Source organism: Bacillus sp. EB106-02-03-XG38 (genome assembly GCF_058792175.1).
The window spans coordinates 1,708,588-1,723,779 of the sequence record NZ_JBYTED010000001.1; the positions used below are offsets into that span (position 1 = coordinate 1,708,588).

Below are 15,192 nucleotides of genomic sequence, written 5' to 3' on the forward strand. Positions count from 1 at the left end.
ATTATTATGTTACACTATTAGTTTCATTTTTAAAATAGTATATAATATTAAAATTTAAGTGACATACTATTAAACGAAATAAAAAGCAGACATCTCGCCTGCTTCAATTCTCTTCAATCTGCTTTTCACTTAATCCTAGATGCGTTCTAAGCGTATTACTCAAACTCTGCAAATCTTTTTTATTAGGATTATAATAATATACACGTTGCCCATTTGGACCGTTAGGTAAATATAAATCATCACCAGCTAATTGTATTTTTTCAACTGAACCGTTTAAACCGTATTTATAAAAAGATAAAATATCATCCATTACTAAATTTGTTTTAAAATCCCCGTCAACCGCCTCAACTATTTTTTCTAGCTTCGTAATCGATCCTACACTTTTTAATTTACTTAACATCGCTTCAATAACAAGTTGTTGACGCTGACCTCTCATTGCATCACTATCAATATGACGCGTCCTTGCCAGTGCAAGTGCTTCTTCCCCTGTTAATTTTTGTAGTCCCTTTTTCAAATGGATTGCGTCAGGTTCATCTTTACTATTTTGCTCCGTAAATTCAACTGGGACATTTACTTCAATCCCATCTAATCCATCAACAATTTTAGTAAATGAATTAAAATTAAACTTCACAAAATAATCAACTGGCACCTGTAGCAACTTTTCTACTGCTTCCACTGACGCTTGCGGTCCTCCATCTTTACCATTTTTAACGAAACCACTTCCATACGCATGCGTTATTTTATCTTTTTTCTTTTCAACCGGAACATATGTATATGTATCACGTGGTATGCTCGTTAATTTCACTGTCTTATCATCTTTATTAAAAGTAGCTAACAGGAGTGCATCTGTATGAAATGCACCATTATACTCCTTTTGTCGTTCTTGATTTTCATCAATTCCCATAATTAAAAGTGAAACATTGTTTGCAATTGGCTTTACAGTTTCCTCACGTAAATTTGATTTTTCACCACGTGCTAAATTCAAACTAGACTTTTGTACGAGATTAGAAGTTTTCATATATATATAAGTACCATATCCAACTCCGCCAAATAGTAATACTACTAACAAGACACTTATTATCATTGTCTTCTTATATTTTCTTTTATTTTTCTTTTCTCTTGAAGAAGAGGTATTCTCCATATCGTTCCCTCCGTTTTCTATTCATCTAATATATTTTTCAATTTTTCATACTTAGCGCTATCCTTTTGAAATACATTCTCTTTCAATCCTTTGTTTATTTGTATCCATTCAGTCGTAATCGAATATTGAATCATACCTTCGTGGAAACTAAGGAATTTTAGCATAATCCCCGTATTTTTCTCTACAACCATTTCAAATTTCCCTCTTAAATCTTCAGATGTACTTACAGGCATTTCTATGTTTATTGTCCCTTCTATTTTGTAGCAATCAAGTCCAAGATACTTTGTTTCTTTATAATTCCAATCTTTATATCGGATTAATAAATCAGCAAATTCTGATTGAATACTATACTTCGCAAACCCTATATATTCATCATCATACCTTTTTTTCTCTCCTGATTTTCTCAATAACCTTTCTGTAGGATTTAATTTTAATAGTTCATTATTTCTTTCTTTCGGGCTCCATTTCGTTTCTTTATATGTGTACTTCTCATCATCAAATTCTTTTTTCTTGCCCTCGTTATATATAATTGTTCGTTTTTTCGTTAGCTTATCTTCTTTCGAAGAGATACCCCTTTGTTTCTCCGTATCAATCGTATACCTATATGTTGTAGCAATTCTTGATGAGCTAGAATATTCCTCAAATTGTCCTGAAATATTTTTAAAATGATCAATAGAATCCAGCATTTTTTCATGAATCTTTTCTTTATCTGGATAATTTACGTTCGATTTTATTTCTTCTTCGTTTTCATAATCAGAAAACGCCTTTTTCTTTACATATTCAAATACCCCACCATTTTGAGCAAAAATTTGATCAGAAAACTCCGACATGGACACAATTGAAAGTGTTAGAACCGCAGCACTTATAGCCATCATATAAACTCTGTAACCTTTCTTTTTGACAGGAAGATTATGCAGTGTACTATTAATCTTTTCATTTAACTCTGGCGGTACTATAACATTCTCTTCTTTTATTCTCTTTTTTAATTTCTCATCAAATAATTTTTCGTTATCCATCCTATACACCCCCTATTCCATCTTTAATCGTTTTTGCAGTTGTTCCCTCGCACGTGACAATCTGGATTTCACTGTTCCTTTTGGTATTTCTAAAAGCTTGGCAATACTTTCTTGATTCATATCTTCATAATAATAAAGCACCGTAACAGCTCTTAATTCTTCATGTAATGATTGAATTGCATTACACAAATCTATATCTTCATATTGATCATAAGCACTCATATTGTAATCATTTTCTTCTATTACCATTATCTTTTTGTATGATCTAATAATATTGTTACACTCATTTATCAAAATTCGAATTAACCAAGTTTGAAAAAACTCTTCTTTCTTTAATTTTTTTATATTTTCATAGGCTTTTAAAATTGTTGCCTGTATCGCATCCTCTATATTTGTCTCATCGCGTAACATAGCTTTTGCAATACGATACATCTTCACTTTTTCTGTATGTATAAGCGCCATAAACGCTTCATGATCACCTTTTTTCGCTAAGGAAACATCCGTTTCTTCTCTTACAATCATTTTATATAAAGGGATTACTTTCACAATTGCTCCTCCTGTTTCATCCTCACTTCAAATTTAACTTTACATGTATTAGACGGATGAGCCTAGAAAAAGGTTCATTTTTTTGAATATTTTCATAAAAAAAGGTAAATATTCTTCATGTTTACCTTTACTCAGATGTAATTCTAAGGAAATATCCATCTGGAACCAAAACTTTAAATTCCCTTATCTCCCATGGGTAAGTTTAAATTTCTTCTTGTATTGTGCACCGCTTCTCTTTACAACGTTCATATATTTCTTCAATACGATTGACCACAATAATTAGTTCAAAGCCATTCCCTTCATTTCTTTTCGATTGTAAAAATAATGATTTTTATTCAATCTTGCATCACTGACTAGTAATAAAGAAAACTGGTCGTGATTAAAACGCGCTACATGCATACCTTTTTTATACAGCTTTAAACCAATTACTTCTTCATAAAACAATAATGACTTTTCGATATCATTTACATATAGCTGCACCCGGAACAAATGATTCATTCGTTTCCTCCTCATCAAAAAAAGCCCACTCTAGCAGTGGACTTTCAACTTTACAACGGTAAATCCCTCTTCTTAAATATTACAATCGCTACTATGAAAATACAAAGTGCTCCAGCAGTTAAACCTATACTCACCGGCCATATATTATACGTTCCCTCAGCAATTTCTTTCGGACGAAATAGCGTAAATAATGATATATTTCTCATCCAATCTAACTTATCACTTAATTTACCTACCATATCCGCTACGAAAAATAAAATAGTTAAACTTGCTGAGTAGCTAAGTGCCTTTCTTTCGTCATTACATATACAAGAAAAGAAAAATGAATAAGCACTAACAACTAAAAATATTAGCCCTCCGACTACGTTTATCTTCAGGAATAATTCTTTATTTAAGTTATTATCTTCTAAAAACCATTCTGCCCCTACTATACCCGCAACATACGTAACAGCTACAATAATCAGTAGTCCCAATATAAGAATAGATGCTTGCGTGATTGCAATTTGCACCCTAGATACAGGTGTTGCTAACAAGTATGCCATCGCTCCTTTATCTACATGACGAGCAATTAAATGCGTTGCAACTGTTACACAAAAAATTGTTAATATGATAATAAACAATAGACTATAATATTCGCCAGCTAAAAAATCTATTACGTTTTGAATCGGACTTTCCATGCCAACAATTTTTTTCACACTATCAGGCATAGCACTTATTAATTCATTTAGCCCTTTCGCTGATACCATGGAAGGGAATATCCAAATTAATAACCATAAATATAGAGCTGCACCAGTCGCATAACTCAAAATACTTTTTTGTGTTTCTTTCAAACTAGCTAAAAACAGTTGCTTATTCATGCTTTACCCCTTCTTTCTTATCGTAATAATGCATAAATAAATGTTCTAAATCCATTGCTCTCGTTTGAAGTGCCTTTACATTATAGTTTGAAAGTGTTTGTAAAACAGTTTGATAGTTTCCTTGCACAATAATCGATGCTTCTCTTCCTTTCACCGCTTCAAATTCCAAATTACATTGCGTAAGAGATTCAATCTCTTCTTGCGATGATACAGTTACATCTATTACTTGTCGTCTCATACTTTGTAAATCATGAATATTTTCAACTGTTACAAGGCGTCCATCTTTAATTATAGCCACTCTGTCACAAGTTCTCTCAATCTCAGTAAAAATGTGCGATGACATAAGGATTGTTTTCCCTCTTTGCTTTTCCTCTACTATTAAATCTATAAATACTTGCTGCATAAGCGGATCGAGTCCTGATGTCGGTTCATCTAAAATTAACACTTCCGGATCATGCATAAAAGCAGCAACAATTCCTACTTTTTGCTTCATTCCTTTAGACATTTTTCGAATCGGTGTTTTCACATCAAATTGCAGACGTTCTATTAATTCATCTCGTCTTTTTGTATCCTTTAAACCGCGCATTCCTTGCATTAATTTTAAAAATTCTAATCCGTTCATTCCTTCAATAAAAGAAATTTCTCCTGGTAAATAACCAACTTCTCTTTGAATTTTCGCTGCTTCATTCCAACAATCTAATCCAAAAATTGTCGCTTTACCATCTGTCGGTTTTATAAATCCCATTAAATTACGAATTGTTGTGGATTTCCCAGCACCATTTGGTCCTAAGTAACCGAATACTTCCCCTTCTTTTACATCAAATGTAATATGAAACAAACCTTTTCCATTTGAAAACTGTTTTGTGACATTTTGAACTGAAATCATAATTCCACCTCATTTTTTGAAATATTTAATATGTGATATTTCAAAATTATTGTACTCCTCATCTTTCATATTCGCAACAACTTTTTGAAATATTTATATGTCTATATTTCAAAATTATTGTTTCCCATTATTTTTTCTTGTATATTATAATTGAGGTGATTGCATTGAACGGCTTTGAAAAAGTGAAAGAAAAGAAAAAACGTGCCATTAAAGAGGCAGCCTTCTTATTATTTTCAGAACGCGGATTTAATGAAGTGAAAATAGAACATATTGCAAAAAAAGCAAACGTTTCTCAAGTTACCATTTATAATCATTTCGGAAGTAAAGACGCGTTATTTAGAGAACTTATACAAGAATTTATAACATCTGAATTTCAATATTATAAAAAACTTGCAGCGGAAAAATTACCTTTTCATGATATGATGCAAAAAATGATTGTAAGAAAAATGAATACTGGTGGGTTATTTCAGCCTGATATGTTACTACAAATGATGCAAAGAGATGAAGAGCTCCGAGAGTTTATTTATAGTTATCAAAACGAAAAAATACTGCCTTGGTATATAGAAATATTAGAACAAGCACAGCAAAAAAATGAAATTAACCCTCACCTTACTAAAGAAATGATGTTATTATACATTCAAATGTTCACGAAATTAGGTGATGATTTCGGAGCACAGCTTCTGGAAGGAAATCGCGAAAAACATATACAAGATATCGTTACGATGTTCTTTTATGGACTGTCCGTCCCAGAAAAATAATATTTCTAAAGAACAAATAACATCACAAAAAAGCCCTTTGGACATTTAAATCTCAAGGGCTTTTTCATGTAAAAAAATGATTAAAACTAACTTTACCTTAAAGAAGTTAAATGCTGCTTTATAGATAATACCTTATTATAGATTAACTCTTTTAGCATAACAGGCTGAATGGAGATAATCGTTTCACCGAAATTTAGAAAATAGTTCGAGATAAAATCAACTTCTTGCTTATTAAAATAGCCTGTTATACTATAATTCTCATTTTCTTTTTGTATCTTCATAGAAGGATAATTCTCTTTATCAAAAATATCTTTTCCTTTTTGATTAACAATGACAATAAAATCAGTTGCATCAGGCTTTCTGTGAAAATTAGTAAGATAACTTAGCAATTCTTCAAGATTTTTTGGATTCGTATTGCTTGTTTCCTTAATAGAAAGAACTTTATCACATCTAATGATTTGAACATGATTTGTCTCAAAGTTAAAGACTTTAGCATACCACTGGCCAAATTTAGATTCGATTCGAATAAATTGGACAACCAATACTTTCTCCATATCTTTTTTTAAATATGTTAAATGATAAACCCGCTCAGCAAAAATCCCCTGTAAAATTTCTTTTAAGAACGGACTAAAATTACTATGATTTGTTACTTCAAAAGAAAGCGTTCGTTCCATAATTGAAATATTTTTACTCACATTTTCAGGTAATACATGCTTAAATTTATTTTCAAGTGCAATACTCTCTATATTAAATGGTTTTGTCTTATATCCATTTAATGTAAGAATCGAAAAGTATAACGCATACATTTCATCCACACTAAAATAAATTGGCGATAACACACTATTTTCTATAATTTTATAACTTCCATTTCTACCTAGTTCAGAATATAATGGTACACCTATTTCTTCCAATGATTGAATATCTCGCAACGCGGTACTTTTAGAAATATCATATCTAACCATTAAATCCTTTAAATTAAAATGCCTTTTATTATTTAAGAAAATAAGCATATCATTAATTCGTTCCGTTTTTTTCATATTTCCCTCCCGAAAGGTGTCATGTATTGAAACCTTTTTAGTCTATATTATAATTATTAACTAATAAAGGAGTTAGATATGTATGACATTAGAAATAGCTATTTTTCTTTCAATGAATGGGCATGCAAAAGAGGCAATTAATTTTTATACACGCAATTTAGAAGCTAAGCAGTTAATGATTGTTACGTATGAAGAACTGGCGAAAAGAGATTGTTCTTTTAAAATTACAAGTGAAAATAAGGATCATATTGCTCATTCTGTTTTACAAATTGGGAATACAAAGCTAATGATAGCAGAAGATACAATGAATCCTAAGGAACGTTTTAACGTTGGAAATAACATGTCGCTTTGTATTCAAAGCGCTAATTTAGAAGAAATACAAAGATTTTATAATAATTTAATTTCCGATAAGAGCGTGAAGGTAATCTCTCCACTAGAAAAAAATATCTTTAGTGAAGCATATTGTATTATTGAAGATCCATACGGCATACAAATCCAGTTAATGTATGACAAACGATTAGGCTAAATAACTTGTCCTATTTACATATTCTCAATAAAAAAAGACACGAATTTCGTGTCTTTTTTATTTTACAGTGATAACTCTGCCCGTTTCACTACTTTCAATCGCTAATTGAATAAGCCTGATAACTTCTAAGCCTTCTTGTGCTGTTACTGGTGGTTTCTCACCATTTGCAATACTATCTCGCACACCTTTATAATACATATCATAACAACCAACTTCTGTCGGAATACGCTCTAGACTTTCTTCCGTATGTAAAGTAGCAAAATTCTCTTCAGCATCTACTCCATAACCGTTATCGCCTGGCTTCATTCCATTTTTTAATTGTTCTTCCTGTGAATCCATACCGTATTTCACGATAGAACCTTTATCTCCATGCAGTGTAAAATGTGGACCTGTCTGCTTTACGTAACTGCTGCTATGTAAAGTGATACGTTTCACACCGTAGTGAAGTATAACATGGAAGTAATCATCAATTTCTGCACCTGGTCGTTGTTTAATTACATCTGCACTTATCGCATCTGGTTTCCCAAATAATGATAGTGCTTGATCAATTAAATGCGATCCTAAATCGTATAGTATTCCTGATCCTGGTAAGTTCTTTTCTCTCCAACGATCACGTACATGTGGACGGAAACGATCGAAATGCGCTTCATATGCATATACATTCCCTATTCTATTTCCTTCTAACAATTTCTGTATCGTTAAGAAATCATTATCAAAACGACGATTATGATATACACTTAACACCAAATTATGTTTCTGTGCTAATGAAATAAGCTCTTCCCCTTCTTCAATTGAAACAACAAATGGTTTTTCTACAACAACATGCTTACCGTTTAATATTGCTGCTTTTACATATGGAAAATGAGTTGTATTTGGTGAAGTAATGACGACTAAGTCAATATCAGCTCGCTTCACCAATTCATCAATTGTACTAACAACGTTAGCATGCGGTAATGCTTCTTTTACTACCTCTTCTTTTGAAGATAATACGGCACGAACATCGTATTCTTCTATCGTTTGTAATAATGGGATATGAAATGTTGTACTAGAAAATCCAAATCCTACAATCCCTACACCTATTTTTGTCATGTTGCCCCTCCATTTATCTTGCTTTAACGGACAGTAAGATCTTTACCTCAAAATTCAGCGAAAGTAAAGAAGTTAGTTGAGGAATCAACTGCCCGTAAAAGTTCGATTGATCAAAGTTTCACTTTATGAGAACGATTTCATTCAGTTATTATAACAAGATTATTTTTATTTACATAATAATTTGCCTAGAAAAAAGCATCTTGCCATTATCCATAGCAAGATGCTTTTCTTTACTCAGGTCGTTTTTTCGTCCACGTTTCAATAACTTCACCTGTATCATTAACATCTAGTACTAAACTACCATTACTATACCGGTCTTTATTTCGATACGCTTTCGGATCAATTTCTTCTACAATGTGTTTCTCTGTCTTCATGTAAACTAGCTCATCATCTCTAACGATTTCAATACCTACAATGCGGTATGGATTACGTTTTAACTCTTTGAAAATAACAAGTCCTCGCTTCGCCCTCGTTGATTTCTCAATTTCTGATGCTTTTAGGCGTTTTATAGCACCGCGCTGCGTTACGAGAATAAGTTGATCTTTGTCACCATTTAACGGTTTACCAGAGGCGACATAGTCATCTTCTTTTAAATTAATTGCTTTCACACCAGCAGCTCTTACACCGACTGGACTTACTTCATCTTCATGGAAAATAAGTGCATATGCACCATGCGTTGCAAGAACGATATCACTGGTTCCATCTGTTGCAAATATATCGACAACTTCATCATCTTTTTTCAAGTTTACAGCAACAAACGCTCTTGAATAGCGCTGTACTTTATATTGATTTAATTCCGTCTTCTTAATCATACCGTTCTTTGTTACAAATACGATAAATCGCTTTTCTTCCTCAAAGTTCGGTACGACAGTTGCCCAAATAATTGTTTCATCCCGGTCGAGTGAAACGATATTAGCAACGTGCTGACCTAAATCTTTCCAACGAATATCCGGCATTTCGTATACTGGCAGATATATATAGTTTCCTTTATTCGTAAATAAGAGGACTGTCTCTGTCGTATTCGTATCGAATCGTTCAAGTAAGATGTCACCCTCTTTCATACCGAAGTCTTTGCCATTTGAGGCATTATGCGAGCGCCATCCAGTACGTTTCACATATCCTTCTTTCGTTACAGTAACGATGACATCTTCTTGCGGGATCATTACTTCCACATCTATTTTAATTTCTTCGATTTGGTCTTCAATAATCGCACGTCGATCATCACTATATGTTTTCTTAACTCTCTTTAAATCTGTTTTAATTACTTGAAGTAATCTTTTTTCACTCTGTAAAATTGCCTGTAATTCCGCAATTTTTTTATTCAATTCATCTGCTTCTTTTTCTAATGCCGTAATATCTGTATTCGTTAAACGATATAATTGCAACGAAACGATTGCTTCTGATTGTGCTTCTGTAAATCCAAATTTTGCACTTAAGTTATCTTTCGCATTACGCTTATCTTTAGATGCTCTAATCGTTTCGATTACTTGATCTAAAATCGATAATGCTTTCATTAAACCTTCAACAATATGTTGACGATTCTCTGCTTTTCTCAACTCATACTGAGAACGCTTTGTTACAACTTCTTTTTGGTGTCCAATATATGCATCCAAAATTTTTGGTAATGTCATAAGTGTAGGACGACGATTATTTATCGCTACCATATTAAAGTTATATGGAATTTGCAAATCTGTATTTTTATATAAATAATTTAAAATACCTTCAGAATTTGCTTCTTTTTTTAATTCTACGACAATACGAAGCCCTGTACGGTCAGTCTCATCACGTACTTCAGCAATACCGTCTAATTTTTTATCTAGACGTAGTTCATCCATTTTCTTAACAAGGTTTGCTTTATTCACTTCATAAGGAATTTCAGTAATTACGATTTGTTGTTTTCCACCACGAATCGTTTCAACTTCTGCTTTTCCGCGAATAATAATTTTACCTTTACCTGTTTCATACGCCTTTTTAATACCATCAATCCCTTGAATAATACCACCGGTCGGGAAATCAGGTCCTTTAATAACTGTTAATAAATCGTCTACCGTACTATTTGGTTTATCAATACGCATCATCGTTGCATCGATTACTTCACCTAGATGATGAGGTGGAATTTCCGTCGCATAACCAGCTGAAATCCCTGTAGATCCGTTCACTAATAAGTTCGGGAACATTGCTGGTAATACAACAGGCTCTTCACTCGTATCATCGAAGTTTGATACAAATTCCACTGTTTCTTTATCAAGATCACGTAATAACTCAGATGCAATTGGTGATAAACGGGCTTCTGTATAACGCATTGCCGCAGCTGGATCACCATCAACGCTACCGTTATTACCGTGCATCTCAACTAAAACATTACGCACTTTCCAAGTTTGACTTAAACGAACCATTGCTTCATATACAGAGGAATCACCGTGCGGATGATAGTTACCAATAACGTTACCGACTGTTTTAGCTGACTTACGGAACGCTTTATCATGTACGTTTCCTTCTACATACATAGAATATAAAATACGTCTTTGTACTGGTTTTAAGCCATCACGCGCATCTGGAAGCGCGCGATCTTGAATAATATATTTACTATAACGTGCAAAGCGGTCACCTAACACGTCTTCAAGCGGGAGGTCATGAAACTTCTCTGCTTGCATGTTATTCCACCTCCGTCTCCATAATCATTTCATTTTCTAAAATATTTCCTTCTTCTTGCATACCAAACTGTACATTACGCTCAATCCATTTACGGCGTGGTTCCACTTTATCGCCCATTAATGTTGTTACGCGGCGCTCTGCTCTTGCTGCATCATCAATTTTCACGCGAATTAATGTACGTGTTTCAGGATTCATCGTTGTTTCCCATAATTGATCTGCATTCATTTCACCAAGTCCCTTATAACGCTGTAACATATAGCCTTTTCCGACCTTCTTCGTTACACCATCTAATTCTTCATCTGACCAAGCGTATTCAATTACTTCACTCTTACCTTTTCCTTTACTTACTTTGTATAAAGGAGGAAGTGCGATAAACACTTTACCAGCTTCGATAAGTGGTTTCATATATCTGTAGAAGAACGTTAATAACAATACTTGGATATGTGCTCCGTCTGTATCGGCATCGGTCATAATTACAATTTTATCGTAATTAATATCTTCCACATCAAATTCATTTCCTACGCCGCCACCGATAGCATAAATGATTGTATTAATCTCTTCATTTTTAAATATATCAGCAAGCTTTGCTTTTTCTGTATTAATTACTTTACCACGTAATGGTAATACCGCTTGGAAACGTCGGTCTCGACCTTGTTTCGCAGAACCACCGGCAGAGTCACCCTCTACTAGGTATAGTTCATTTTTTTGTGGGTTACGTGATTGTGCAGGTGTTAACTTACCACTTAATGTACCTTCTGATTTCTTTTTCTTTTTACCAGTACGTGCTTCCTCTCTCGCTTTACGAGCAGCTTCACGCGCTTGCGCTGCTTTAATTGCTTTTCTCACAAGAAGTGTAGCTACGTCCGGATTTTCTTCTAAAAAGTAAGCTAAATGCTCTGATACAATAGCATCTATAGAAGAACGAGCTTCACTTGTACCTAGTTTCCCCTTTGTTTGTCCTTCAAACTGAAGTACTTCTTCTGGTACACGTACAGAAACGATAGCCGCTACACCTTCACGAATATCTGTACCTTCTAAGTTCTTATCTTTTTCTTTCAATAGCGAAACTTTGCGAGCATACTCATTAAACACACGAGTCATGGCTGTTTTAAATCCAGCTTCATGTGTTCCACCATCTTTTGTACGTACGTTATTTACGAACGATAAAATATTTTCTGAGTAGCCATCGTTAAATTGGAATGCTAACTCTGCCTCAATTCCATTTTGTTCACCAGTGAAATATACAACCGGATGGATTGAATCTTTTTCTTCATTTAAGTATGAAACGAAAGCTTCAATCCCTGTTTCATAATGAAACACATCTTCTAAATCATTTCTCTCATCTTTTATTGAGATTTTCATCCCTTTTAATAAGAATGCAGATTCACGTAATCTTTCACATAATGTTTCATAATTGTAATTTGTCGTGCTGAAAATCGTTGTATCTGGTTTGAAATGCATTGTCGTACCAGATTCTTTCGTCTTTCCGATTTTCTCAAGCGTTGTTACAGGAACACCGCCGTTTTCAAAGCGTTGTTCATAAATATTTCCGTCACGCTTAATCGTTACGACTAACCATTCTGATAAGGCGTTTACAACTGATGCCCCAACACCGTGTAAACCACCACTCGTTTTGTAACCACCTTGTCCAAACTTACCACCAGCATGAAGTACAGTTAAAATAACTTCAGGTGTAGGTTTCCCAAGTTTATGCATTCCCGTAGGCATTCCTCGCCCTTTATCTATAACGCTAATACTATTATCTTTATGTATTACGACAGAAATTTCGTCGCCAAATCCCGCTAACGCTTCGTCAACGGAGTTATCTACTATTTCATATACTAAATGATGCAATCCACGGCTGTCCGTGCTCCCGATATACATACCCGGGCGTTTTCGAACGGCTTCAAGTCCTTCTAACACTTGAATTGCATCTTCATTATATTGGAACTGATGCTTCGCCAAACTCCTTGCCCCTTTCCTAATCAAAAATCAGAACATATGTTTCTATTATAGAATAACGCCTCGACTATAGTTTTGGCAAGTTATCTTATCTCTTTTATATACCATTTTTCAATAGAAAAATCCTTGTTTTTTCACAAGGATTCCTCTAGGCTACTATTTCAGAAAAATAATCGTTTGTCAACGAGAAATGGATATGTATGCCAAGATTACACATTCCAAACCTTTATTATGATCCAAATGATCAATATCCAAAATGGGATAACAAGTAACAATCCCCAAAAACAGCCTTTAAAAAATCTCATGATGAACACCTCGTTCATCGGCCCTACTTATCTATAACGAGGGCTGAAGCAATCTTTCTAACTTTACAATCTATACTATTTTGTCATTGCATGTTCTACTTTTATACAACGATCCATAATAACTGTATAGTCTTTTTCTTTTAAAAGTTTGTATGTATCTTCATCTTGTACTCCTAATTGTGCCCAAAAAACATCTGCATCAATCTCTACAAACTCTTTTGCAACATCCATTAAAAATTCTGAACGGCGGAATACATTTACAATGTCAACATGTTCCTTAATATCTTTTAGTGAAGAAACTGCTTTCTCTCCTAGCACCTCATCTACTGTTGGGTTTACTGGAATAATGCGATACCCAGCATCTTGCATTGCTTTTGAAACCATATACGATGTACGTTCTGGTTTATCCGACAATCCAACAACTGCAATCGTTTTGCTTTTCTTTAATACTTCACCAATTTCCGTACGAGTTGGGTTTTCAATCATCATAATCAATCCCTCCTATTCCTTTAGTATAGCCGATAAAGAAAGTCTCTTTCAACATGAAAGAGACTTTCTTTTATTCCGATTATTGATTCTTTGTAGCTGAGTTATCTGCTAAAGTAGCTGTTTTCGTCATTTTTTGACCGTTACGATAGAATGTAACTTCTACTTTCTCGCCTACTTTTTTCTTTTCATATAAATATTTACGGAATTGAAGTGAGTTTTCTACTTTTTGATTATCTAATGCTACTACAATATCATATTGCTCTAAACCAGCTTTTTCTGCAGGTGATATTGGATAAATTTTACCTAATACAACACCATTTGTTACCTCTTTTGGTACTTTTAATTGATTCACTGCATAAGCTTGCACATCTTCTAATGAAACGACACCTACTCCAAGAGCTGGACGTTTCACTACTCCGTCTTTTTCAAGTGATTCAATAACTGGCTTTGCAATATTAATTGGAATAGCAAATCCAATTCCTTCAACTTCTTGTTGTGCAATTTTACTTGAATTAATCCCAATTATTTCACCGTTTTGGTTAAATAACGCACCACCACTATTACCTGGGTTAATTGCTGCATCTGTTTGAATAACTTGAGCATTCCAATCCGCGCGTTTATCACCATCGATATCTACTGGAATTTCACGTTCTTTACTACTAATAATACCTTCTGTTACACTTCCATCAAATCCTAGTGGGTTACCGATTGCAATTGCTTTTTCACCCGCACGGAGTTTACTTGAATCACCTAAAGTAGCAACTTTATTTACGTTAGACCCGTCAATTTCTACAACAGCTAAATCTAACCAAGGGTCTTTCCCTACAAGCTTTGCATCCACTTTTTTGCCATCACTTAGTTTTACAGCAAGTTTATTTGCTCCATCTACTACGTGGTTGTTTGTTACAATATATGCTTTATTTCCTGCTTTTTTATAAATAACACCTGATCCTGAACCAGCTTGTTGTTCTTGGCCTGTCGGTTGCATTGCAAATGGATCAATACTTTGTTGCATATTAATCACACCTACAACAACATCTTTCGCGCCTTCAATCATACCAGGTAAATCCGTTTCATTTTTTGCTTTATTAACAACAGGCACTACAGTACCTTCAACTTTTGAATCCGAACTAAATGATGACACAGCAGCTCCATTATTTTGAGCCCATGGCATATATGGTGCCGCAAAACTAATTGTGACAGCCCCAACTACAGCTCCGACTAAACCTGTGAAAAAATAACCTTTTTTACTACCTGATTTTCTCACTTCTCTCGTTTCACTATGCTCTTCATTTAAATTCGGTCCGTCGTAATATCCCATGTTTATTTCCCCTCTCTGGTGAATTCGTATTTTCAGTATAGTCACGTTTTGTGTCCTTCTTGTGAACTCATCGTGAAATCCAATTAAAAAAATACTCTTATCTAAC

At 34.0% G+C, this 15,192-nt stretch carries 13 protein-coding genes and 1 pseudogene; 2 read left to right on the top strand and 12 right to left on the bottom strand.

Going from position 1 to position 15,192, the window contains the following annotated elements; all coding sequences use genetic code 11:
• Nucleotides 1–103: 103 nt before the first annotated feature.
• The 6 genes and pseudogenes from AC3WTI_RS08625 to AC3WTI_RS08650 all read right to left on the bottom strand — a co-directional run bounded on the left by AC3WTI_RS08625 (nt 104) and on the right by AC3WTI_RS08650 (nt 4,944).
• On the bottom strand, nt 104–1,141 hold the full coding sequence (locus AC3WTI_RS08625) for an LCP family protein (protein ID WP_097841630.1): 1,038 nt from the start codon (nt 1,139–1,141) through the stop codon (nt 104–106).
• Between the two features lie 17 nt (nt 1,142–1,158).
• Entirely contained in the window at nt 1,159–2,157 is a 999-nt protein-coding gene (locus AC3WTI_RS08630) for an anti-sigma factor (RefSeq protein ID WP_097841631.1), read from the bottom strand.
• Between the two features lie 12 nt (nt 2,158–2,169).
• On the bottom strand, nt 2,170–2,703 hold the full coding sequence (locus AC3WTI_RS08635; RefSeq protein ID WP_097841632.1) for a sigma-70 family RNA polymerase sigma factor: 534 nt from the start codon (nt 2,701–2,703) through the stop codon (nt 2,170–2,172).
• 127 nt (nt 2,704–2,830) lie between these two features.
• A pseudogene (locus AC3WTI_RS08640) lies at nt 2,831–3,201 on the bottom strand (VOC family protein).
• Nucleotides 3,202–3,251: 50 nt separating this feature from the next.
• Nucleotides 3,252–4,058, bottom strand: coding sequence for an ABC transporter permease subunit (locus tag AC3WTI_RS08645; RefSeq protein WP_097841633.1), 807 nt, complete (start codon nt 4,056–4,058; stop codon nt 3,252–3,254).
• Nucleotides 4,051–4,944: an ABC transporter ATP-binding protein gene (locus AC3WTI_RS08650; protein ID WP_097841634.1), complete on the bottom strand. Its 894-nt coding sequence runs from the start codon at nt 4,942–4,944 to the stop codon at nt 4,051–4,053. Before AC3WTI_RS08650 ends, AC3WTI_RS08645 begins: the two co-directional genes overlap by 8 nt.
• 137 nt (nt 4,945–5,081) lie before the next feature.
• On the opposite strand from AC3WTI_RS08650, the gene AC3WTI_RS08655 reads away from it, so the two are divergent.
• Nucleotides 5,082–5,702 (top strand): TetR/AcrR family transcriptional regulator, encoded by a 621-nt coding sequence (locus tag AC3WTI_RS08655; RefSeq protein ID WP_142305899.1) that lies wholly within the window; start codon nt 5,082–5,084, stop codon nt 5,700–5,702.
• 92 nt (nt 5,703–5,794) lie between these two features.
• Here AC3WTI_RS08655 and AC3WTI_RS08660 read toward each other — a convergent pair whose 3' ends face one another.
• The gene (locus tag AC3WTI_RS08660; RefSeq protein WP_087958764.1) at nt 5,795–6,739 is read right to left on the bottom strand and encodes a helix-turn-helix transcriptional regulator; all 945 of its coding nucleotides are present in this window, start codon (nt 6,737–6,739) and stop codon (nt 5,795–5,797) included.
• Between the two features lie 82 nt (nt 6,740–6,821).
• On the opposite strand from AC3WTI_RS08660, the gene AC3WTI_RS08665 reads away from it, so the two are divergent.
• Entirely contained in the window at nt 6,822–7,265 is a 444-nt protein-coding gene (locus AC3WTI_RS08665; protein WP_087958763.1) for a VOC family protein, read from the top strand.
• Between the two features lie 57 nt (nt 7,266–7,322).
• On the opposite strand, the gene AC3WTI_RS08670 is transcribed toward AC3WTI_RS08665, so the two are convergent.
• From AC3WTI_RS08670 to AC3WTI_RS08690, 5 genes are all read right to left on the bottom strand, one after another.
• Entirely contained in the window at nt 7,323–8,354 is a 1,032-nt protein-coding gene (locus AC3WTI_RS08670) for an oxidoreductase (protein WP_097841636.1), read from the bottom strand.
• A gap of 230 nt (nt 8,355–8,584) precedes the next feature.
• On the bottom strand, nt 8,585–11,008 hold the full coding sequence (gene parC, locus AC3WTI_RS08675; RefSeq protein WP_087958761.1) for a DNA topoisomerase IV subunit A: 2,424 nt from the start codon (nt 11,006–11,008) through the stop codon (nt 8,585–8,587).
• Between the two features lies 1 nt (nt 11,009).
• A complete protein-coding gene (parE, locus tag AC3WTI_RS08680; RefSeq protein WP_048527581.1) occupies nt 11,010–12,974 on the bottom strand; it encodes a DNA topoisomerase IV subunit B in 1,965 nt (654 codons plus the stop codon).
• A gap of 377 nt (nt 12,975–13,351) precedes the next feature.
• Complete coding sequence (locus AC3WTI_RS08685; RefSeq protein ID WP_042512305.1) at nt 13,352–13,765, bottom strand: CoA-binding protein; 414 nt, start codon at nt 13,763–13,765, stop codon at nt 13,352–13,354.
• Nucleotides 13,766–13,844: 79 nt separating this feature from the next.
• Complete coding sequence (locus AC3WTI_RS08690) at nt 13,845–15,086, bottom strand: S1C family serine protease (protein WP_087958760.1); 1,242 nt, start codon at nt 15,084–15,086, stop codon at nt 13,845–13,847.
• Between the last annotated feature and the right edge of the window lie 106 nt (nt 15,087–15,192).